We start from the raw sequence: 19,195 nt of genomic DNA, 5'->3' as shown, positions 1-19,195 counted from the left end.
CACCCTCCGTTTCAACCGAAGTCGAGGAACCCCTCCGGTTCACCCATGTCCCACGGGAGGCAGCAATGACGGACAGCCCGTTCGCCGTCAGTGAGATCGTCGCGTCCCGGCGGCCGCACCGGAAGGACGCGGCCCGCAACTACGACGCGCTCATCACGGCCGCCCGCGAGGCCTTCGCCGAGAAGGGCGCGGACGTCTCCCTGGAGGACGTCGCCCGCCGCGCGGGGGTCGGGATCGGCACCCTCTACCGGAACTTCCCCACCCGCCGCGACCTCTTCGAGAGCGTCTACGCGGACGAGGTCAACGCCCTGTGCCAGGCCGCCGTGGAACTGTCCGGGAAGCTGAAGCCGTGGGAGGCGCTGGCGTCCTGGCTGAACCGCTTCGTGGCCTACGCGGCTACCAAGCGTGCGGTGCGTGAGGCCCTCGACGGCGAGTCGGAGATCTTCCAGACCTGCCGCGAGTCGATGTTCACGGCCGCCGGCCCGCTGCTGGAGCGGGCCCAGAAGGCGGGCGTGGCCCGCGCCGACATGGAGATCGGCGATCTGCTCCGGCTGGTCTCCGGGATCACGGCGACGTCCTTCGAGGACGACGCCCAGCGCGACCGTGTTCTCGGCATCGCGCTGGACGGGGTAAGGACGGGCCGCTAGGTGTATTGACCCGCAGTCCTAGGCCGTCACGTTCGCGGTGGCCGGCCCCCGTACGCCGCCCGCAGCACGCCCAGTGCGTCGTCGGCGGTGACCGGCCTCGGGTTGGCGTAGGGCTGCCCCGCGACCTGTCCGGCGGCCACCGCCAAGTCGGCTTCCTTCAGGCCGAGTTCGGCGAGGGAACGGGGTGCGCCGAGCCGGCCCGCCAGCTCCCGCAGGGCGGCCGGGGCGTCCTCCGCCCCCAGCGCCCGGGCCACGGCGGCGGCCGCCTCCGGCACGGCGGGCGCGTTGAAGGCGAGGGCGTACGGCAGGACGACCGTGTGCGTTTCGGCGTGCGGGAGGCCGAAGGTGCCGCCGAGGACATGGCACAGCTTGTGGTGCAGGCCCATGGTGGTGGTGCCCAGACAGGCCCCGGACAGCCAGGCGCCGTACAGGGCGCGGGAGCGGGCCGGCACGGAGTCGGGGGCGGCGGCGACCTCGGGCAGCGCCCCGGCCATCGCCCGTACGCCCTCCTCGGCCATCAGCGCCACCAGCGGCGAGCCGTCCGGCGCGTACAGCGCCTCCACGGCGTGGGCGAGGGCGTTGATCCCGCTGGTCACCGAGAGCGGGACGGGCAGGGAGAGGGTGAGCTCGGGGTCGTAGACGACACTGCGTGGCAGGACGACGGGATCGCGGCCGGTGCGTTTGACGCCGTGCTCGGTGAGGCCCCAGACCGGGGTCATCTCAGAGCCCGCGTAGGTCGAGGGCACGGCGATCAGCGGGAGGCCGGTGCGCAGGGCGATGGCCTTGCCGAGGCCGATGGCCGAGCCGCCGCCGACGGCCACGCAGCCGTCGGCGCCCGCGGCCCGCGCCGCCTCGACGCCCCGGTCGGCGACCTCCACGGGGACGTGCATCCGGGCCCCGGTGTGCAGGCCGGCACAGGCGGCCCCGAGCGAGTCGGCGACGGCCCGCGCGGTCTGCGCGCCCCGCTCTCCGCTGAGCACCAGCAGCCGCCGCAGACCGAGATGCCGGGCCTCCTCGGCGGTCGCGGTGAGCGCGGCACCGGGCCGGAACACCACCCGGGCGGCCCGGGTCTCGTGGACGAAGTCCAGGTTCCCGGGGCCGGGGTTCACGAGCGCTCCAGTACGAGGTCGAACCGGGCGTGCCGGAACGGGTTCGGCAGGCCGAACTCCGCCGCCAGGGCCGGGTCGTCGGTCGGCGTGAAGTCCTGCACCAGGCTTTCCTTGACCGCGAACACCGCATCGGAGTCCAGGTACTCACCGCCGGCGACGAAGATGTGCGTGGTGACCGGTGCGTGTCCCTCGGCCGAGACGATGAAGTGGATGTGGGCGGGACGGTAGGGGTGCCGTCCGGCGGCCTTCAGCAGGGCCCCCACCGGGCCGTCGGTGGGGATCGGGTACGCGCTGGGCACACAGGTCCGGAACCAGAAGCGGCCCTCGCCGTCGGCCGTGAACAGGCCTCGGCCGTTGCCGGGCGGCTGGACGTCGGGCTGCTGCACGTCGTAGAAGCCCTGCGGGTCGGCCTGCCAGACGTCCAGGACCGCACCGGGCAGCGGGATGCCGTCGGCGGACCGGACGACACCGCTGACCACGCAGGGTTCCCCGGTGCCCACCAGGTCGATGTCCGCGCCCAGCTCCCGGACCGGGGACTCGGTCATGTGGAAGGGGCCGAGGACGGTCGACTCGGTGCTGCCGGGGTCGCTGTGCCCGTTGATCGTCTCGACCAGCATCGACAGGCCCAGCACGTCGGAGAGCAGGATGAACTCCTGCCGGGTGTCCGTGCAGGTCTGGCCGGTCGCGGTGAGGAACGCGACCGCCGTCTCCCACTCGCGCTGGGTCAGCCGGGTCTCGCGCGCGAAGGCGTGCAGATGGCGGATCAGTGCGGCGAGCAGCTCGCGCAGCCGAGGGTCGTCCGTGTCCCGCAGGCTGTCGACGGCCTCCGTGGTGACCGCGTCTTCGGTTGTCATGCCGGCTCCTTGCCCAGAGGAACAGTGACCTGCAGTGATCGTAAACCAGTTTACTGTTCAATGAACCGGATCTACTTGATGAGCGCGTTGGCCACCACCACGAACACCCCGAGCAACGCGTCCAGCATGCCGATGAGCACGGCCGCGGGCCAACTCCGCGCCGACCAGCGGGCGGTGACGAGTCCCAGACCGAACAGGATCACGATGTTCAGGATGAACGCCGGATACTCGACGCCCTTGGGCGGCCACCAGCCCCAACCGGCGCCCGCGAGCAGGAAGACCGTCGGCAGGACGGCCACGACCAGGGGCCACTCGTCGGCCAGGGTGCGCAGCGCGTCCCAGCGCTGGTGCGGGGCGCGCTCGGCGATGTAGTGGGCGTAGCCGTGCGCCAGGGCGGAGGCGCAGGCGGTGACCAGGAGCCAGAGGGCGTCGTAGCGGCGGCTGGCGGCGGAGGTGTGGCCGTACTGGGTGAGCGCGGCGACCAGCGAGCAGGCCAGGACGGCGCCGTAGACCCCGCCGAACAGGATCGAACCCGACCCGCTCGACCCGGCGCAGATCGTCTCCGGCACGCCCGAGGTCACCGGGAAGGTGGTCTGGGAGTCCGCCGACGGCAAGCAGATCCGCGGGATCCGGCAGATCACCCCGGGTGTGGTCACCGACACCGAGGCGGACGAGCTGTTCGTTGTGGTCGGCGGCTCGGCGACGATCGAGGTCGAGGGCGGGCCGACGTTCACGGTGGGCCCCGGGGACATGGCCGTGCTCCGCGAGGGCGACGGCGACCGTACGGCGTGGACGGTGCACGAGACGCTGCGCAAGGCGTACGCGATCACTCTGTGAGACGGGCCCGGCCGTCTGCGAGAGGGTCCCGGCTCAGCACCCCGGCGAGGCCGGCATGTTGTACGGCGTGACCACCTGGATCGCCGACGGCAGGTTCGGGCCCGCCGGGGGCAGGGCGCCCTGGGCGCGCATCACCAGGTGGCAGGCCTCGCGCATGTCCTGGCGCAGGTCGTGGTGGAGGACCGCGGACAGGCGGTGCTCGCGCAGCAGGCGGGTGTTGTCGTGGTCGAGGTCGTGGGCGATGAACACGGCGCACTCCCGGTCCAGGTCGGCGAAGGCGCGCAGGGTCGCGTTGTTGCCGCCGCCGATCGAGTAGACGGCGCGGATCTCCGGGTCGCGCTCCAGTGCCGCGCGGACCAGGTCGTACTGGGTGGCGTCCAGCCCCTGCCCCTCGGCGATCTCCACCAGGGTTCGCTCGGGATGGGTGGCCCGCATGAGGCTGCGGAAGCCCATCTCGCGCTCCTCCTCGTTGCGGAAGAAACCGCTGCTGAGGCTGGTGAGGACATTGCCGGGCCGGTCGCCGAGCCACTGGCCCATCAGATACGCGGCGGTGGCGCCGGCCGCGCGGTTGTCGCTGCCGACGTAGGCGAGCCGGCCGCTGGCGGGCAGGTCGGTGACCAGGGTGACGACCGGGATCTCCGCCGACCTGAGACGCCCCACGGCGGCGGTGACCTCGGGGACGTCCGGCGCCTTGAGGATCACGCCCTGCGAGCCCCGGCGGGCGATCCGGTCGAGCGTCTTCACCAGCTCCGCCACCGGCCCGGTCTCCCGGAAGTGGAACCGGGAGCGCACCACCGCCGGGTGCAGCGAGGGCAACTCGGCCTCCAGCGCGCCGCGCACGGCCGTGGTGAACCGCTCGGGCGCCTGCATCACGATGTCGACCATGAAGGTACGGCCCACCAGCCGGACCTGGGTGCGCTGCCGGTCCAGATCGGCGATCGCCTCCCGCACCTCCCGCACGGTGCTCTCCCGCACCCCGCCCCTGCCATTCAGCACCCGGTCCACGGTGGCCTCACTGAGCCCTGCCTGACGTGCTATTTCACGGATCGGGAAGGGGTGGCCCACGGCCTGGCTCCTTGAGGGGTTTTTGATGGCCTGCTGCTGGTTGTTCGAGGGGTTTGTACTGACAAGAATGACAGAGCCCCGCCGCTCCCATGGCCCTGACCGCGGCCGTGACCGTGGCCGTGACCGAAAGAAGGACACCGATGTCCCTCGCCGCCGAACAGGGCCGTGCCTGGCTCTCCCAGCACGACTGCGACCTCGACACCTTCCGCGCGCTGGTCGAGCGGACCACCGACCCGGCCGGCTACCCCTACGCCTCGGCCGTCGAGCACAACGTGCTCGTCTACGACAGCGAGCGGCTGCGCACCGCCGACGCGCCCCACGAGGTGCGGACCGAACTCGTGCGCGCCCTCACCGACGGCCCGGGCGTCGTCGTCTTCAAGGGCGCGTTCCCCGACCCTGGGGTCGTCGACCGGGCCACGGCGATGTTCGACGCGCTGATCTCGGAGCAGAACCAGTCGGGTTCCGGGGCGGGTGACCACTTCGCGAAGCCGGGCGCCAACGAACGGGTCTGGAACGCGCTGGAGAAGGCGGCGCTGTACGACCCGGAGGCGTTCGCCGACTACTACGCGAACGACATCGTGGCCCTGGTCTCCCGGGCCTGGCTGGGCCCCGGCTACCAGGTCACCTCGCAGATCAACGTGGTCAACCCGGGCGGCGTGGCACAGACCGCGCACCGCGACTACCACCTCGGTTTCCTCTCCGACGAGCAGGCCGAGGCCTACCCGGCGCACGTGCACCGCCTCTCCCCCGTGCTCACCCTCCAGGGCGCGGTCGCGCACTGCGACATGCCCGTGGAGTCCGGGCCGACGATGTACCTCCCCTACTCCCAGACCTACGAGCCGGGTTATCTGGCCTGGCGGCGGCCGGAGTTCCAGGACTACTTCAAGGCCCACCACGTGCAGTTGCCCCTGGCGAAGGGCGATGCGGCGTTCTTCAACCCGGCGGTGTTCCACGCGGCCGGCACCAACCGGACGGTCGACGTGCGGCGGATGGCCAACCTGCTCCAGGTGTCCTCGGCCTTCGGGCGGGCCATGGAGACGGTGGACCGGGAGGCGGTGACCAACGCGGTCTATCCGGTGCTGCGCCGGCGCCGGGCGGAGGGGGCCGCGGAGGCCTGGCTGGAGCACGTCATCGCCGCGAGCGCCGAGGGCTACCCGTTCCCGACCAACCTCGACAGCGACCCGCCGGTCGACGGCATGGCCCCGCCCTCGCAGGCGGACCTGGTGCGGCGGGCGCTGCGCGAGGGATGGGCGCCGCGGGTGCTGCAGGACGAACTGCGGGCCGCCTCGGCCCGGCGTGAGAGCTGAAAGGCGAAGGATTCCATGGGACTTCTCGACGACAGGATCGTCCTCGTCAACGGCGGCAGCCAGGGCGTCGGCGCGGCCATCGCCCGGGCCGCGGTCCGTGAGGGCGCCACGGTCGCCGTCACCGGCCGCCGCCCAGAGCCCGGCGAGGCCCTGGTGGCCGAACTGTCCGCCGTCGGCGGCAAGGCGATGTATGTGCGGGCCGACCTCTCGGACGCCGAGCAGGCCAGGTCCTCGGTGGCCGAGGTGGTCGACGCGTACGGCCGGATCGACTGCCTGGTCAACTCGGCGGGGCTCACCTCCCGGGGCACTCTGCTGGACACCACACCCGAGCTGTTCGACCAGCACATCGCGATCAACCTCAAGGGGCCGTTCTTCGCGATGCAGGCGGCGGTCGCCGACATGGTCGCGCGCAAGGCGCCCGGCACGGTGGTCAACATCATCACGTCGTCCGCGCACGGCGGGCAGCCGTTCCTCGCCCCGTACGTCGCCGCGAAGGCCGGCCTCATCGGCCTGACCCGCAACGCGGCGCACGCGCACCGCTGGGACCGGGTGCGGATCAACGGCCTGAACATCGGCTGGACGGCGACGGAGGGCGAGGACGCGACGCAGCGGGCGTTCCACGGGGCGGGGGACGACTGGCGGGAAGAGGCCGCCGCGAAGCTCCCGATGGGAAAGCTCGGCCAGCCTGACGAGATCGCGGACTTCGTGGTGTTGCTGCTGTCGGAGCGGTCGGGGGTGGTGACCGGGTCGGTGATCGACTGGGACCAGAACGTTCTGGGAGGACTCGACTAAGAATGTGCCACGTTGTGCCGCCGGTCGTCCGCGGCACCTTCGTGGCCGGTCGAGCCCACGCGGCGGAGCCGCACATCGCCACAGCCCCGCGCGCCGTTGGGGCGCATCGAATTCAAGGAGTAACACGCCCATGCGTATGGGAATCCTAGGTCTCGGTCGTATCGGTGCCTTCCATGCCGAGACCCTCTCGGGGCTCGACGCGGTCGAGTCGCTCGTTCTCGCCGATCCGTTCGCGGACGCCGCCAAGGCAGCCGCGGAGAAGTTCGGCGGCGAGGTCGCGGACTCGCCGGAGGCCGTGCTGGCCGCGGGAATCGACGGCGTGGTGATCGCCGCCGCTACCGACGCCCACCCGGCCCTGATCCTCGCCGCCGTCGAAGCCGGCATCCCGGTCTTCTGCGAGAAGCCCGTCGCGAAGCACATGAGTGACGGCGTGGCGGTCCTCCAGGCCGTCCAGGGCAAGGACGTACCGATCCAGATCGGCTACAACCGCCGTTTCGACGCCGGGTTCGTCGCCGCGCGGGCCGCCGTCCAGGCCGGCGAGCTGGGCAAGTTGCACACCGTCCGCTCGACCACCCTGGACCCGGCCCCGCCGCCCGCCGCCTACGTCGCCGCGTCCGGTGGCATCTTCCGTGACTGTTCCGTGCACGACTTCGACATCATCCGCTGGGTGACCGGCCGTGAGGTCACCGAGGTCTACGCGGTCGGCGGCAACCGGGGGGCCGACTACATCAAGGAGGCGGGTGACGCCGACACCACCGGCGCGATCCTCACCCTGGACGACGGCACCATCGCCGTGATCTCCAACTCCCGCCACAACGCCCGGGGTTACGACGTCCGCATGGAGCTGCACGGCTTCACGGACTCGATCGCGGTCGGCCTGGAGGACAGGCTCCCGCTGCGTTCGGTCGAGCCCGGCGTGACCTTCCCGGCGGGCACCCCGCACGACTTCTTCATGGACCGCTTCACCGCGGCCTACCGCGCCGAACTCACCGCGTTCACCGAGGTCGTGGCCGGCACCCGGCCCTCCCCCTGCACGGTCGAGGACGCCCTGGAGGCCGGCTGGATCGCGGAGGCCTGCACGCTGTCCCTGCACGAGCACCGTCCGGTGACGATCGCGGAGGTACGCGGCGCCTGACACCGGGCGCGACTGCGGGGCGGGTCACGGGACGCAACGGTCCCCGGCCCGCCCCGTCGCCATTCCCCCGTCAGACCCGCGGTCCGTCGACGACCAGTCGCAGAATCCGCGCCGCCCGTACCTCCGCATCGCCCCGCGCCGGGTCCGATCCGCCATACGGCACTGCGCGGCAGGAGTACGGCATCCAGGTCGATGTCCGCTTGAGCGTGCCGTCCGCCGCGCCGGGGTCGAGCAGGGTGGAGATGGCGTGCACGAACGGCCCGTACATCGGGTCGTCGGTGCCGCCGCCGGCCGCCGCGTGCACGACCTCAGAGACGCCGAACTTGAGCCGTGGCGCGGTTCCTGCGGGAGGGCCCAGACGAGCGCGGGTGGCAGGTGTCGACGCGTCGGCTGCCGGACTTCGCCGTGCGTCTCACGGCCCGTTTCCGTGATCCCGCGTCGCAGGAGATCACCCCGGCGCTGGGCCGGCGCCACCGGCGCAGCACCGAGAAGGCGGCGCGGCTGCCGGGCCGGCAGCCGCGTCCGGCGGCTCAGAGGCCGTAGCGGACCGCGAACTCGTCCGGGTCGTAGGCGTCCCGGTCCGGGTCGTGCTGGATCGCGGGCCTGGTCTCGACCATGTCCTCCGGGCGGATCCGCTCCGGCAGCGCCCCGAAACGCTGCTGCCGCAACACCGCGGCAGCGCCGTCGACGACCGGCTCCGCGTGCTCTTCGTGTGTCATCCTCGCCCCTGTTCCCAGTCTTCTCCGCCGCGACGGGGCTCCGCCACGGCGGTGGGTCCGGCACCGCCGAAGAGCCATCGTGGTGGCCCGCCGCGGCGGCGGAGTTCGCTTTCGTCCCCTCGTACGGAAGAACGCGCGAGTGCCGAAGCGTGTTCCCGGGTTCAGGCGCCGCAGGACCGCAGGAACTTCCGGGTGCGCACGGCGATGGGTAGCGGCTCGTCCGGCTCGCAGGGGTACATGTCCTGCTCGACGATGGCGAACAGATCGACGCCCAGCCGCTGCGCCGCCTCCATCACCGGACCCAGCTCCGGCACGCCGGCGGGCGGTTCGCACATCACACCCTGGGCCACGGCCGGCCCGAACGGGGTGCCCTTGGCCTGGACGTCGGCCAGGATCGCCGGGTCCACCTGCTTGAGGTGGAGGTAGCCGATCCGTTCGCCGTAAGTCTCGATCAGCTTGACGCTGTCGCCGCCGCAGTAGGCGTAGTGGCCGGTGTCCAGGCAGAGGTTGACGAGGTCCGAGTCGGTCGAGTCGAGGAAGCGCTCCACGTGCTCCTCGGTGTCGATGTGGGTGTCGGCGTGCGGATGGACGACGATGTCCAGACCGTACGTCTCCCTCACCTCGTGGCCGAGCCGTTCCATGCCCTTGGTGAGGTGGGCCCACTGCTCGCCGGTCAGCTCCTGCGGCTCCAGGATCTCGGCGGTCTTGTCGTCCCGCCAGAAGGACGGGATGACCACCAGGTGCTTCGCGCCCATCGCCTGGGTGAGCGAGGCGACCTGGCTGACGTGCTCCCAGGTGGATTCCCAGACGGCGGGGCCGCGGTGCATGCCGGTGAAGACCGTGCCGGCCGAGACCGTCAGGTTACGCCGGGCGATCTCGTCGGTGAGGCGGGCCGGGTCGGTGGGGAGGTAGCCGTACGGGCCGAGTTCGATCCAGGAGTAGCCGGCCTCTGCGACCTCGTCGAGGAAGCGTTCCCAGGGGACCTGCTGGGGGTCGTCCGGGAACCAGACGCCCCAGGAGTCGGGGGCCGAGCCGACGCGGATGCGGTCGAGGGCGTTCGCCATGGGTCAGGACTTTCCTTCCGGACCGGTCGCCACGGGGGCGTTGAGGTCCTCCCCTTCGGGGAGTTCCTCGGTGTCGACTCCGCGGACCTGGGACAGTTCGTGCTTGAGGGCGGCGAGTTCGGCGCCGCCGGCCATGTGGTTGGTGAGCTCTTCGAGGGTGATCTCGCTGCGTTGGGCGGAGAGCTCGAGGGTGCCGAGGCGCAGGACGCTGAAGTGGTCGCCGACCATGTAGGCGTGGTGGGGGTTGTGGGTGATGAAGATGACGCCGAGTCCGCGTTCACGGGCGGCGGCGATGTACTTGAGCACGACGCCCGACTGCTTGACGCCGAGCGCCGCCGTCGGCTCGTCCAGGATCAGCACCCGGGCGCCGAAGTAGACGGCGCGGGCGATGGCCACGCACTGGCGCTGGCCGCCGGAGAGGGTGCCGATGGGCTGGTCCAGGTCGTCCAGGACGATGCCCATGTTGCGCAGCTCGCGGTCGGCGGTCTCCTTCATCTTCTGGATGTCGAGACGGCGGACGGGCCAGGGGCCCCTGGTCATCTCGGAGCCGAGGAAGAAGTTCCGCCACACCGGCATCAGGGGGACGGTGGCGAGGTCCTGGTAGACGGTGGCGATGCCCTTGTCGAGGGCCTCGCGCGGGGTGCTGAAGCGGACCACCTCGCCGTCGACGAGGAAGTCGCCCTCGGTGTGCTGGTGCAGCCCCGAGACGATCTTGATGAGCGTGGACTTGCCGGCGCCGTTGTCGCCGAGGACGCAGGTGACCTGGTCGGGGAAGACCTTGAGGTCGACTCCGTGCAGGGCGCGGATGTTGCCGTAGGACTTGCCCGCGCCGCGCAGTTCGACGATCGGGGCGCCCTCGGTGGGTGCCGCGTCGGGGAGGATGGCTCCGTGGATTCCGGTTCCGTTGTCTGTCATCGGGTCACCTCCTGGTCGCGGTGCGCTGGACCCACAGGTTGATGAGGACGGCGCCGAGCAGCATGACGCCGAGGAAGGCCTTGAACCAGTCCGGGTTCCAGCCCGCGTACACGATGCCCTGCTGCACCATGCCGAACATGAAGGCGCCGAAGACCGGGCCGATCGCCGAGCCCGCACCACCCGTCAGGAGGCAGCCGCCGATGACCGCGGCGGAGATGTAGATCAGCTCCTGGCCGACGCCCTCGCCGGACTGCACGGTGTTGAAGGAGAACAGCTGGTGCATACCGACGAACCAGGCGCCGAAGCCGACCAGCATGAACAGCGAGATCTTGGTGAACGTCACCGGGACACCGACGGCGCGGGCGCTCTCCTTGTTGCCGCCCACCGCGAAGATCCAGTTGCCGTACTTGGTGCGCAGCAGCACCCAGGTGGCGATGGCCGCGAAGACCAGCCACCACACGATGGTGATCTTCACGTCGACGCCGCCGATGCGGAAGGACGAGGCGAAGATGCTCTTGACCTGGTCGAAGCCGTCCATGTTGCTGATGTCGTCGGTGGCGACGTTGCCGGTGACCAGCTTCGTGACCGCGAGGTTGACGCCCTGGAGGATCAGGAAGGTGCCCAGGGTGACCAGGAAGCTGGGCAGCCCGGTGCGCACCACCATCCAGCCGTTGAAGGCACCGATGGCGAGCGACACGACGAGGGCGGCGATCACGCCCGCCCATACGTTGAGCGTCAGCTGGTAGCTGAGCATGCTCGCGGTCAGTGCCGAACTGACCACCGCGACACCGGCCGAGAGGTCGAACTCGCCGCCGATCATCAGCAGGGCCACCGGCAGCGCCATGATCCCGATGGTGGACGACTGGTACAGGATGTTCGCCATCGAGCTGGCTTCCCGCACCGGCGGCGCCGCGATCAGGAAGAAGACGTACACCGCGACGGCACCGAGGAACACGCCCACGTCCGGACGGGCCAGCACCCGCAGCGCCAGGGGGCGTTGTGCGGTACGGCCGTCCTTCTCCTTCGGGCCGGGGGCCGGCGGTGTCGCCACCGCCGGCTGTGCCTGCTGGCTCATGCCGATCACCGAGTGCCCTTCGCGGCGAACTGGGCGACCTTGTCGACGTTGGACTTGTCGACGAAGGCCGGGCCGGTCAGCACCGGCTGCTCACCGCCGCCCATGTAGTTGCCGTTGTTCTTGTAGAGCCACAGCGAGTCGACCGCCAGGTAGCCCTGCAGATAGGGCTGCTGGTCCACGGCGAACTCGATGGTTCCCTTGCTGATGGCGCCGGTCAGGTCCTTGTTGAGGTCGAAGGTCGCGATCTGCGCCTTGCTGCCCGCGTCCGACACCGACTGCACGGCGATCAGCGCGATGGGGGCGCCGAGCGTGATCACGTGGTCGACGGAGCTGTCCGTCTTGAGCTTGGCGGTGATCGTCGACTTGACCGAGGTCGGGGACGTGCCGTCGACGTACAGGGTCTCCGTCGTCCCCGAGAACGTCTTCTTCACGCCGTCGCACCGCTGGGTGAGGCCGACGTTGCCCTGCTCCTGTATGACACAGACGACCTTCTTGGCGCCTTCCGTGTTCAGCCGGTTGCCGAGCGCCTCGCCCGCCACCGTCTCGTCCTGGCCGAAGAACTCCAGCAGGCCGAGCTTCTTCCAGTCACTCACCCCGGAGTTGAGCCCGACGACCGGGATGTTCGCCGCGGTCGCCTTGCCGATGACGGCCTTGAGGGCGTCCGGCTTGGCGAGGGTGAGGGCGATCCCGTCGACCTTCTGGTCGATCGCGTTCTGCACCAGGTTGGCCTGGTTGCCGGCGTTCGGATCGGCGGAGTAGACGAGCTTGACGTTGTCCTTGGCGGCGGCGGCCTCGGCACCCTTGCGGACGATGTCCCAGAAGGTGTCGCCGGGCGACTGGTGGGTGACCAGCGCGACCGTCATACGGGGGGTGCTCGCCTTGCCGGCGGAGGCGGCCGCGCCGCCCTCCTCCGACTTCTTTCCTCCGGAGCTGCTGGAGCAGCCGGCGAGGGTCAGGGCGGCCGCCGCGGCTACGGCCACGAAGGGGGCCAGTCTCCGCGGACGGATACGGGATGAGCGGTCCATCTTTCCTGCACCTCACTGTGCGACGGGGGAAAAGAAGGGGATCCCTGAGGATCCGTGACCCGGTCCGGAAAGTGCCGGTCCGCGTCGGTGCTGTGCGTTGGGACGGGATACAAGTCCCTGCGAGGCCCGCTGTCAATACTTTGTTAAGACATCATTTCACACACAGGTCCGAATGTAAGTACAAACCATTGACAGTTCGGCCTGCCCCGATCTACACCTGAGAGGCATCCCGCCCGTCCCGAGGAGCCTCGTCATGACCGAGTCGGCAGCACGGGCCTCCGGCGTCGTCACCGCGGCCCGTGCCGGAGGCGATTCCTACCCGCTCCCGCCGGGCGTACCCCTGGAGCGGCGGGGACCCTTCGGCGGGTACGGTCCACCGGCCGGCCCGCGTCCGCCCCTGTACACCACCCCGTCCGAATGAGGTCCCGATGAGCCAGCCGACCACCCGCCTGACCGTCGCCCAGGCACTGGTGCGGTTCCTGTCCGCCCAGTACACCGAGCGCGACGGCGTCCGGCACCGGCTGATCGCCGGCACCTGGGGCATCTTCGGCCACGGCAACGTGGCCGGGATCGGCCAGGCGCTCCTGGAGTACGGCGACGTCATGCCGTACCACCAGGGCCGCAACGAGCAGGCGATGGTGCACGCGGCCGTCGGACACGCCCGCCAGCTGGACCGGCTCTCGGCGCAGGCGGTGACCACGTCCATCGGCCCGGGCGCCACCAACCTGGTCACCGGCGCCGCCCTCGCCACCATCAACCGCCTCCCGGTGCTGCTGCTGCCAGGCGACTACTTCGCGAGCCACGCCCCCGACCCGCTGCTGCAACAGCTGGAGCACCCGGTCGAGTTCGACGTCTCCGTCAACGACACCCTGCGCCCGGTCTCCCGCTACTTCGACCGGATCACCCGCCCCGAGGCGCTGATCCCCTCCGCGCTGAACGCCATGCGCGTGCTCGCCGACCCGGCCGAGACCGGCGCGGTCACCCTCGCCCTGCCGCAGGACGTCCAGGCGGAGGCGTACGACTGGCCCGAGGCGTTCTTCGCCGAACGTGTCTGGCGGGTCCGCCGGCCGGCCCCCGACCCGGTGGAACTGGCGGACGCCGTGGCCGCCGTGCGGGCCGCTCGGCGGCCGTTGATCGTGGCGGGCGGCGGAGTCCACCACAGCCGCGCCGAGGCCGCCCTGGGGGCCCTCGTGGAGGCCACGGGCATCCCCGTCGCCTCGACCCAGGCGGGCAAGGGCTCGCTGCGCCACGACCACCCGGCCGACCTGGGCGGTGTCGGCCACACCGGGACCGCCGTCGCCGACGGCCTGGCCCGCACCGCCGATCTGGTCATCGGAGTCGGTACCCGGTACACGGACTTCACCACGGCCTCCGGCACCCTCTTCCAGAACCCGGACGTGCGCTTCCTCAACCTGAACATCACCGGCTTCGACGCCCACAAGCAGTCCGCGACGACGGTGGTGGCCGACGCGCTGGTGGCTCTGGAGGCACTCGCGGAGGCGCTGTCCGGGCACCGCGTGGACGGCGCCTACGAGGCCGAGTACCGGGCGGGCAAGGAGCGTTGGGACGCGGTCGTCGAGGCCGCCTACCGGGCCGACGACGAGGACGCCGTACCGACCCAGACGCAGGTGCTCGGCGCCCTGGACGCGATCGTCGGGGATGACGACGTTGTCATCAACGCGGCGGGCTCGCTCCCGGGCGACCTCCACAAGCTCTGGCGGGCCCGCTCGCCGCGCCAGTACCACCTGGAGTACGGCTACTCCTGCATGGGCTACGAGATCCCGGCCGGCATCGGCGTCCAGCAGGCGGCCCCTGGCACGGTGGTCTGGTCTCTGGTCGGCGACGGCACCTATCTGATGATGCCTACCGAGATCGTCACCGCCGTCCAGGAAGGCCTGCCCGTCAACCTGGTGCTGATCCAGAACCACGGCTACGCCTCCATCGGCGGCCTGTCCGAGTCGGTCGGCGGCGAGCGGTTCGGCACCGCCTACCGCTACCGCTCCCCCGACGGCACCTTCGGCGGCGCCCCGCTGCCGGTCGACCTCGCCGCCAACGCGGCCAGCCTCGGCATGGAGGTGCTGCGCGCCAAGACCGTGCGCGAGCTGCGCGAGGCGCTCGCCACCGCACGGGCGAGCAAGCAGCCGACGTGTGTGTACGTCGAGACGGACCCGGCGCCCACCGCTCCCCCGGCCGAGGCCTGGTGGGACGTACCGGTCGCCGAGACCGCCGCCCGCCAGGCCGCCGTACGGGCCCGCGAGGACTACGACCGGCAGCGCGCCGAGCGCCGTCGGCACCTGTGAGCCCACGAACCCCGGAAGGAGGTGTCCCGGTGGCCCGAACCGGTGGTTCCGCCCGCGCCACGACCGTCTCGGCACTCGACTCCCTGGACTTCGCCCTGGACCGCGGCAGTCCGGTACCGCTCTACTACCAGCTCGCCCAGCAGCTGGAGGAGGCCATAGAGCACGGCGTCCTCGCCCCGGGGAACCTCCTGGGCAACGAGGTCGACCTCTCGGTGCGGCTCGGTCTGTCCCGGCCCACGGTCCGCCAGGCCATCCAGTCCCTCGTCGACAAGGGACTGTTGGTGCGCCGCCGGGGCGTGGGCACCCAGGTGGTGCACAGCCAGGTCAAGCGACCGCTGGAGCTGAGCAGCCTCTACGACGACCTGGAGTCGGCCGGGCAGGGCCCGACCACCCAGGTGCTGCGCAACGAACACATCCCGGCGACCGCCGAGGTGGCCGCCGCGCTCGGCATCGCGGAGGGCGCGGAGGTGGTCGTGCTGGAGCGGCTGCGCTGCACGCACGGCCAGCCGGTGGCGTTCCTCTGCAACTACCTGCCCGCCACCCTGCTCCAACTCGAGACGGAACGCCTGGAGTCGACCGGTCTGTACCGGATGATGCGCACGGCGGGCATCACCCTGCACAGCGCCCGGCAGACCGTGGGCGCCCGCAGCGCCACCGCCGAGGAGGCCGCCCGCCTGGACGAGAAGGAGGGCGCCGCCCTGCTCACCATGCGGCGCACTGCCTACGACGACACCGGGCGGCCGGTGGAGTACGGCAGCCACGTCTACCGGGCGTCCCGGTACGCCTTCGACTTCCAGTTGCTCGTGCGGGCGTAGGACGGGCGTGGAACGTCGCGTGGCGGTACGGCCGCGGCGGGTTTAACCGCTGGTCCCACCACGGGAAACCAACATGCCCGCACACGAGCCCCCACTGTGTTTGCCCCCTGGGGGCTCTGTCGTACCGCCGTGTTCAACAAACCGGCAGGCGACCATGTCGATTACGTTTCGGGCAAGAGACGGGCGAGAGGGACGCAGGCTATTGACGCATGAGCGGACAACCGGCTGTTATTGCGCCCACGATGTTCGGCCGAGTTGGTTTCTGATCGGTTTCGGGACCTTTCGAAGATCAACTCTTCCCCTTGCCGAACCCTGTTACTCAGGAGCCGCCATGCGCATCTCCCCGTCCGGTCTTCACGTGCCGGGTCCGAGCCGCCGTTCCGTTCTGCGCGGCGCCGGTTCGGCCGCCCTCCTCACCGGTGCCGGCATACCCCTGCTGTCCGCCTGCGGCGGCAGCGGGTCCTCCTCCGACCCGAAGACCGTCACTCTCGGCTCCAACGGCTCGGACGCCGTGCCGAAGAAGGCCTACGCGGAGATGTACGCGACCTTCAAGAAGCAGTCGGGCATCACGGTCAATGTCAACACGAAGGACCACAACACCTTCCAGGAGCAGATCAACTCCTATCTGCAGGGCACGCCGGACGACGTGTTCAACTGGTTCGCCGGGTACCGGATGCAGTTCTTCGCGAAGAAGGGCCTCGCCACCCCGATCGACGAGGTCTGGGACAAGATCGGCGACAACTTCCCCGACGCGATGAAGAAGCTCAGCAAGGGCGAGGACGGCAAGTACTACTTCGTGCCGCTGGACACCTACCCCTGGGCGATCTTCTACCGCAAGAGCGTCTTCCAGCAGCACGGCTACAAGGTGCCCACCAGCTGGGACGACTTCGTGGCCCTGTGCAAGCAGATGCAGAAGGACGGCCTGGTCCCGATCGCCTTCGCCGACAAGGACGCCTGGCCCGCGCTCGGCACCTTCGACCAGATCAACTTCCGCCTCAACGGCTACGACTTCCACGTCCAGTTGATGGCGGGCAAGGCGGAGTGGACCGACCCCAAGGTCAAGGCCGTCTTCGACCACTGGGCCGAGATCCTCCCCTACCACCAGGACGGCTTCATGGGCCGCACCTGGCAGGACGCCGCGCAGACCCTGGTCTCCAAGAAGGCCGGCATGTACCTCCTGGGCTCCTTCCTGGCCCAGCAGTTCACCAACCAGGCCGACCTGGACGACCTCGATTTCTTCGCCTTCCCGGAGATCAACTCCGCGTACGGCCAGGACACCGTCGAGGCGCCCACCGACGGCTACATGGTCAGCAAGTCCCCCAAGAACAAGGCCGGCGCCTTCAAGCTGATGGAGTACCTCGGCACGCCCGCGGCGGAGCAGATCTACCTCAAGGCCGACTCCAGCGTGGTCGCCGCTTCCTCCAAGGCGGACACTTCGTCGTACACCGCCCTGCAGAAGAAGGCGTACGACATGATCAGCAACGCCAAGTCCCTCACCCAGTTCATGGACCGCGACTCCCGGCCGGACTTCACCTCCACGGTGATGCAGCCCGGCCTGCAGAAGTTCCTGCAGAACCCGAAGGGCGTCGACAGTCTGCTCTCGTCGATCGAGCGCCAGAAGAAGACCATCTTCGCGTCCGAGTGAGCCGGCCGAATGACGACTGACACCACCACGAAGTCCCAGGAGGCGGCCGCCGTGCCGCCTCCTGGGCGCGCGTCCGAAAAGAAGCGGGTCCAGAAGGGCCATCAGCGCCTGCTGACCCGCCGTGACCGGATCACCCTCGCCTTCATGGCGGGCGTGCCGACAATCCTGCATGTGGTCCTCGTCTGGGTGACCGCCCTCGCCTCGATCCTCCTGGCCTTCACCACCTGGGACGGCATCGGCTTCGACTCCATCAAGTGGGTCGGGTTCGACAACTTCAAGCAACTCTTCACCGACAACCCGCAGTTCTGGCCCGCGGTCCAGCACAACGTCATCTGGTTCGTCGTACTCATCCTGATCCCGACCCCGTTCGGCCTGTTCCTGGCCGTGCAGTTGGACAAGAGGATCCGGTTCACCCGCGTCTACCAGACGGCGTTCTTCCTGCCGGTCGTCATCTCCATGGCGTGCATCGGGTTCGTCTGGCAGCTGATCTACAACCCGGACACGGGCCTGATCAACAGCATCATCGGCGCCAACAAGCCGGGCCACTACATCGACTGGATCGGCGACCCGAAGCTCAATCTGTGGGCGGTCCTGATCGCCGCGTCCTGGCGGCACGCCGGCTACATGATGATCCTGTACCTGGCCGGTCTGAAGAGCGTCGACCCGTCGCTGCGCGAGGCCTCGGCCCTCGACGGCGCCAACGAGTGGCAGACGTTCAAGAACGTCATCTTCCCGACGCTGCGGCCGACCAACACGGTCGTCCTGGTCGTCACCATCATCGAGGCGCTGCGCGCCTTCGACCTGGTCTTCGTCTTCAACAAGGGCGCCCAGGGAACCGAGTTGCTCTCCATCCTGGTGACCAACAACATCATCGGCGAGTCCAGCCGCATCGGTTACGGCTCGGCGATCGCGGTGGTCCTGCTGGTCATCTCCCTGATCGTGATCATCCCGTATCTGATCGCGACCTTCCGGAAGGAGCGGCGCGCATGAGCACCGTGAGCGCGCTGGCCAAGCAGCGCAACCCGATCCGCCCGGCCCGCGTCCTGCTGCACGTCTTCCTCGCGGGCACGGCCCTGGCATGGCTGGCCCCGCTGCTGTGGGCGATCTTCTCGGCGCTGCGTCCGTACAGCGAGACCAGCGAGCGCGGTTATGTGTCCTGGCCGCACACGCTGAACTTCGACAACTTCAAGAACGCGTTCACGCAGTCGGACATGACCCACTACTTCATGAACACGTTGATCATCGCGGTCCCGGCCGTGCTGCTCACGCTGTTCCTGTCGTCGATGGTCGCGTTCTACGTCAGCCGCTTCGACTTCCGGGTCAACCTGGCGCTGCTGCTGGTGTTCACGGCGGGCAACCTGCTGCCGCAGCAGGTCATCATCACCCCGCTGTACCGGATGTACCTGCTGACGAACCTGCCGGGGATCACGGCGAGCGGCAAGCTGTACGACTCGGCGCTCGGCCTGGTGCTGATCCATGTGGCGTTCCAGTCCGGGTTCTGCGCCTTCGTGCTCAGCAACTACATGCGCTCGCTGCCGCACGAGCTCACCGAGGCCGCGCTGGTGGACGGCGCGTCGGTGTGGCGGCTGTACTGGCAGATCACGCTGCCCCTGTGCAGGCCGGCGATGGCGGCCCTGGCGACCCTGTTGTCGATCTGGATCTACAACGACTTCTTCTGGGCCCTGGTGCTGATCTCGACCGGTGAGAACATGCCGATCACCTCGGCGCTGAACAACCTCTCCGGCCAGTACTTCACCGACCCGAACCTGGTCGCCGCCGGTTCCCTGCTCACCGCGATCCCGACGCTGGTCGTGTACTTCGCGCTGCAGAAGCAGTTCGTCAGCGGTCTGACGCTGGGCTCCGCCAAGGGCTGATCCGGCCCCCTCTGAAA

The 19,195-nt window shown here is 70.0% G+C and carries 21 protein-coding genes; 11 read left to right on the top strand and 10 right to left on the bottom strand.

The features are described 5' to 3' along the window. Positions 1–65 precede the first annotated feature (65 nt). Complete coding sequence (locus ABZ396_RS26260; RefSeq protein ID WP_358924387.1) at positions 66–647, top strand: helix-turn-helix domain-containing protein; 582 nt, start codon at positions 66–68, stop codon at positions 645–647. 26 nt (positions 648–673) lie between these two features. Here the strand turns inward: ABZ396_RS26260 and ABZ396_RS26255 are convergent, their stop codons facing one another. The 3 genes from ABZ396_RS26255 to ABZ396_RS26245 form a co-directional block, all read right to left on the bottom strand. Next, complete coding sequence (locus ABZ396_RS26255) at positions 674–1,756, bottom strand: maleylacetate reductase (RefSeq protein ID WP_358924388.1); 1,083 nt, start codon at positions 1,754–1,756, stop codon at positions 674–676. Further along, complete coding sequence (locus tag ABZ396_RS26250) at positions 1,753–2,610, bottom strand: intradiol ring-cleavage dioxygenase (RefSeq protein ID WP_358924390.1); 858 nt, start codon at positions 2,608–2,610, stop codon at positions 1,753–1,755. The genes ABZ396_RS26255 and ABZ396_RS26250 overlap by 4 nt, the downstream gene beginning before the upstream one ends. 71 nt (positions 2,611–2,681) lie before the next feature. Continuing rightward, the gene (locus ABZ396_RS26245) at positions 2,682–3,191 is read right to left on the bottom strand and encodes a hypothetical protein (protein WP_358924392.1); all 510 of its coding nucleotides are present in this window, start codon (positions 3,189–3,191) and stop codon (positions 2,682–2,684) included. Between ABZ396_RS26245 and ABZ396_RS26240 the strand changes: the two genes are divergently transcribed. Next, a complete protein-coding gene (locus tag ABZ396_RS26240; protein ID WP_358924427.1) occupies positions 3,136–3,447 on the top strand; it encodes a cupin domain-containing protein in 312 nt (103 codons plus the stop codon). The genes ABZ396_RS26245 and ABZ396_RS26240 overlap by 56 nt on opposite strands. A 33-nt stretch (positions 3,448–3,480) precedes the next feature. Here the strand turns inward: ABZ396_RS26240 and ABZ396_RS26235 are convergent, their stop codons facing one another. Continuing rightward, positions 3,481–4,512 carry a LacI family DNA-binding transcriptional regulator gene (locus ABZ396_RS26235; protein ID WP_358924393.1) on the bottom strand — a complete coding sequence of 344 codons (1,032 nt, stop codon included), beginning with the start codon at positions 4,510–4,512 and terminating at the stop codon, positions 3,481–3,483. Positions 4,513–4,652: 140 nt separating this feature from the next. On the opposite strand from ABZ396_RS26235, the gene ABZ396_RS26230 reads away from it, so the two are divergent. The 3 genes from ABZ396_RS26230 (at position 4,653) to ABZ396_RS26220 (ending at position 7,746) form a co-directional block, all read left to right on the top strand. After that, positions 4,653–5,819, top strand: a complete 1,167-nt coding sequence (locus ABZ396_RS26230) for a phytanoyl-CoA dioxygenase family protein (RefSeq protein WP_358924395.1) — start codon at positions 4,653–4,655, stop codon at positions 5,817–5,819. 15 nt (positions 5,820–5,834) lie between these two features. Further along, a complete protein-coding gene (locus ABZ396_RS26225; RefSeq protein ID WP_358924396.1) occupies positions 5,835–6,611 on the top strand; it encodes an SDR family oxidoreductase in 777 nt (258 codons plus the stop codon). Positions 6,612–6,741: 130 nt separating this feature from the next. Then, entirely contained in the window at positions 6,742–7,746 is a 1,005-nt protein-coding gene (locus tag ABZ396_RS26220) for a Gfo/Idh/MocA family oxidoreductase (RefSeq protein ID WP_358924398.1), read from the top strand. A gap of 70 nt (positions 7,747–7,816) precedes the next feature. Here the strand turns inward: ABZ396_RS26220 and ABZ396_RS26215 are convergent, their stop codons facing one another. The 6 genes from ABZ396_RS26215 to ABZ396_RS26190 form a co-directional block, all read right to left on the bottom strand. Beyond that, positions 7,817–8,050, bottom strand: coding sequence for a hypothetical protein (locus ABZ396_RS26215; RefSeq protein WP_358924400.1), 234 nt, complete (start codon positions 8,048–8,050; stop codon positions 7,817–7,819). 226 nt (positions 8,051–8,276) lie between these two features. Beyond that, a complete protein-coding gene (locus ABZ396_RS26210; RefSeq protein ID WP_358924402.1) occupies positions 8,277–8,465 on the bottom strand; it encodes a hypothetical protein in 189 nt (62 codons plus the stop codon). Between the two features lie 161 nt (positions 8,466–8,626). Further along, a complete protein-coding gene (locus ABZ396_RS26205) occupies positions 8,627–9,529 on the bottom strand; it encodes a sugar phosphate isomerase/epimerase (protein ID WP_358924404.1) in 903 nt (300 codons plus the stop codon). Positions 9,530–9,532: 3 nt separating this feature from the next. Beyond that, positions 9,533–10,444 (bottom strand): ATP-binding cassette domain-containing protein, encoded by a 912-nt coding sequence (locus tag ABZ396_RS26200; protein WP_358924405.1) that lies wholly within the window; start codon positions 10,442–10,444, stop codon positions 9,533–9,535. A gap of 4 nt (positions 10,445–10,448) precedes the next feature. Next, entirely contained in the window at positions 10,449–11,525 is a 1,077-nt protein-coding gene (locus tag ABZ396_RS26195) for an ABC transporter permease (protein ID WP_358924429.1), read from the bottom strand. Continuing rightward, positions 11,525–12,544, bottom strand: coding sequence for a sugar ABC transporter substrate-binding protein (locus tag ABZ396_RS26190; protein WP_358924407.1), 1,020 nt, complete (start codon positions 12,542–12,544; stop codon positions 11,525–11,527). Before ABZ396_RS26190 ends, ABZ396_RS26195 begins: the two co-directional genes overlap by 1 nt. Positions 12,545–12,797: 253 nt before the next feature. On the opposite strand from ABZ396_RS26190, the gene ABZ396_RS26185 reads away from it, so the two are divergent. The 6 genes from ABZ396_RS26185 (at position 12,798) to ABZ396_RS26160 (ending at position 19,178) form a co-directional block, all read left to right on the top strand. Next, positions 12,798–12,965 (top strand): hypothetical protein, encoded by a 168-nt coding sequence (locus ABZ396_RS26185; protein WP_358924409.1) that lies wholly within the window; start codon positions 12,798–12,800, stop codon positions 12,963–12,965. Between the two features lie 7 nt (positions 12,966–12,972). Then, positions 12,973–14,844 carry a 3D-(3,5/4)-trihydroxycyclohexane-1,2-dione acylhydrolase (decyclizing) gene (gene iolD / locus ABZ396_RS26180; protein WP_358924411.1) on the top strand — a complete coding sequence of 624 codons (1,872 nt, stop codon included), beginning with the start codon at positions 12,973–12,975 and terminating at the stop codon, positions 14,842–14,844. Between the two features lie 29 nt (positions 14,845–14,873). After that, positions 14,874–15,659 carry a GntR family transcriptional regulator gene (locus ABZ396_RS26175; RefSeq protein ID WP_358924413.1) on the top strand — a complete coding sequence of 262 codons (786 nt, stop codon included), beginning with the start codon at positions 14,874–14,876 and terminating at the stop codon, positions 15,657–15,659. A gap of 331 nt (positions 15,660–15,990) precedes the next feature. After that, positions 15,991–17,304, top strand: coding sequence for an ABC transporter substrate-binding protein (locus ABZ396_RS26170; RefSeq protein WP_358924415.1), 1,314 nt, complete (start codon positions 15,991–15,993; stop codon positions 17,302–17,304). A 9-nt stretch (positions 17,305–17,313) separates the two neighbouring features. Beyond that, on the top strand, positions 17,314–18,294 hold the full coding sequence (locus ABZ396_RS26165) for a sugar ABC transporter permease (protein ID WP_358924417.1): 981 nt from the start codon (positions 17,314–17,316) through the stop codon (positions 18,292–18,294). Then, positions 18,291–19,178 (top strand): carbohydrate ABC transporter permease, encoded by an 888-nt coding sequence (locus ABZ396_RS26160; RefSeq protein ID WP_358924419.1) that lies wholly within the window; start codon positions 18,291–18,293, stop codon positions 19,176–19,178. Before ABZ396_RS26165 ends, ABZ396_RS26160 begins: the two co-directional genes overlap by 4 nt. Positions 19,179–19,195: the final 17 nt, after the last annotated feature.

Origin of the sequence: Streptomyces sp. NPDC005866, assembly GCF_040629895.1 — a bacterium.
In the GTDB taxonomy this organism is placed as follows: domain Bacteria; phylum Actinomycetota; class Actinomycetes; order Streptomycetales; family Streptomycetaceae; genus Streptomyces.
The sequence above is the reverse complement of the archived record's forward strand: the minus strand, read 5'-3'. Positions and strand labels throughout refer to the sequence as shown.

Bases quoted from the DNA above. Each gene is read 5' to 3' on its own strand.
- ABZ396_RS26260 (WP_358924387.1), top strand. From the start codon at position 66: ATGACGGACAGCCCGTTCGCCGTCAGTGAGATCGTCGCGTCCCGGCGG.
- ABZ396_RS26250 (WP_358924390.1), bottom strand. From the start codon at position 2,610: ATGACAACCGAAGACGCGGTCACCACGGAGGCCGTCGACAGCCTGCGG.
- ABZ396_RS26230 (WP_358924395.1), top strand. From the start codon at position 4,653: ATGTCCCTCGCCGCCGAACAGGGCCGTGCCTGGCTCTCCCAGCACGAC.
- ABZ396_RS26225 (WP_358924396.1), top strand. From the start codon at position 5,835: ATGGGACTTCTCGACGACAGGATCGTCCTCGTCAACGGCGGCAGCCAG.
- ABZ396_RS26220 (WP_358924398.1), top strand. From the start codon at position 6,742: ATGCGTATGGGAATCCTAGGTCTCGGTCGTATCGGTGCCTTCCATGCC.
- ABZ396_RS26210 (WP_358924402.1), bottom strand. From the start codon at position 8,465: ATGACACACGAAGAGCACGCGGAGCCGGTCGTCGACGGCGCTGCCGCG.
- ABZ396_RS26205 (WP_358924404.1), bottom strand. From the start codon at position 9,529: ATGGCGAACGCCCTCGACCGCATCCGCGTCGGCTCGGCCCCCGACTCC.
- ABZ396_RS26200 (WP_358924405.1), bottom strand. From the start codon at position 10,444: ATGACAGACAACGGAACCGGAATCCACGGAGCCATCCTCCCCGACGCG.
- ABZ396_RS26190 (WP_358924407.1), bottom strand. From the start codon at position 12,544: ATGGACCGCTCATCCCGTATCCGTCCGCGGAGACTGGCCCCCTTCGTG.
- ABZ396_RS26185 (WP_358924409.1), top strand. From the start codon at position 12,798: ATGACCGAGTCGGCAGCACGGGCCTCCGGCGTCGTCACCGCGGCCCGT.
- iolD (WP_358924411.1), top strand. From the start codon at position 12,973: ATGAGCCAGCCGACCACCCGCCTGACCGTCGCCCAGGCACTGGTGCGG.
- ABZ396_RS26170 (WP_358924415.1), top strand. From the start codon at position 15,991: ATGCGCATCTCCCCGTCCGGTCTTCACGTGCCGGGTCCGAGCCGCCGT.
- ABZ396_RS26165 (WP_358924417.1), top strand. From the start codon at position 17,314: ATGACGACTGACACCACCACGAAGTCCCAGGAGGCGGCCGCCGTGCCG.
- ABZ396_RS26160 (WP_358924419.1), top strand. From the start codon at position 18,291: ATGAGCACCGTGAGCGCGCTGGCCAAGCAGCGCAACCCGATCCGCCCG.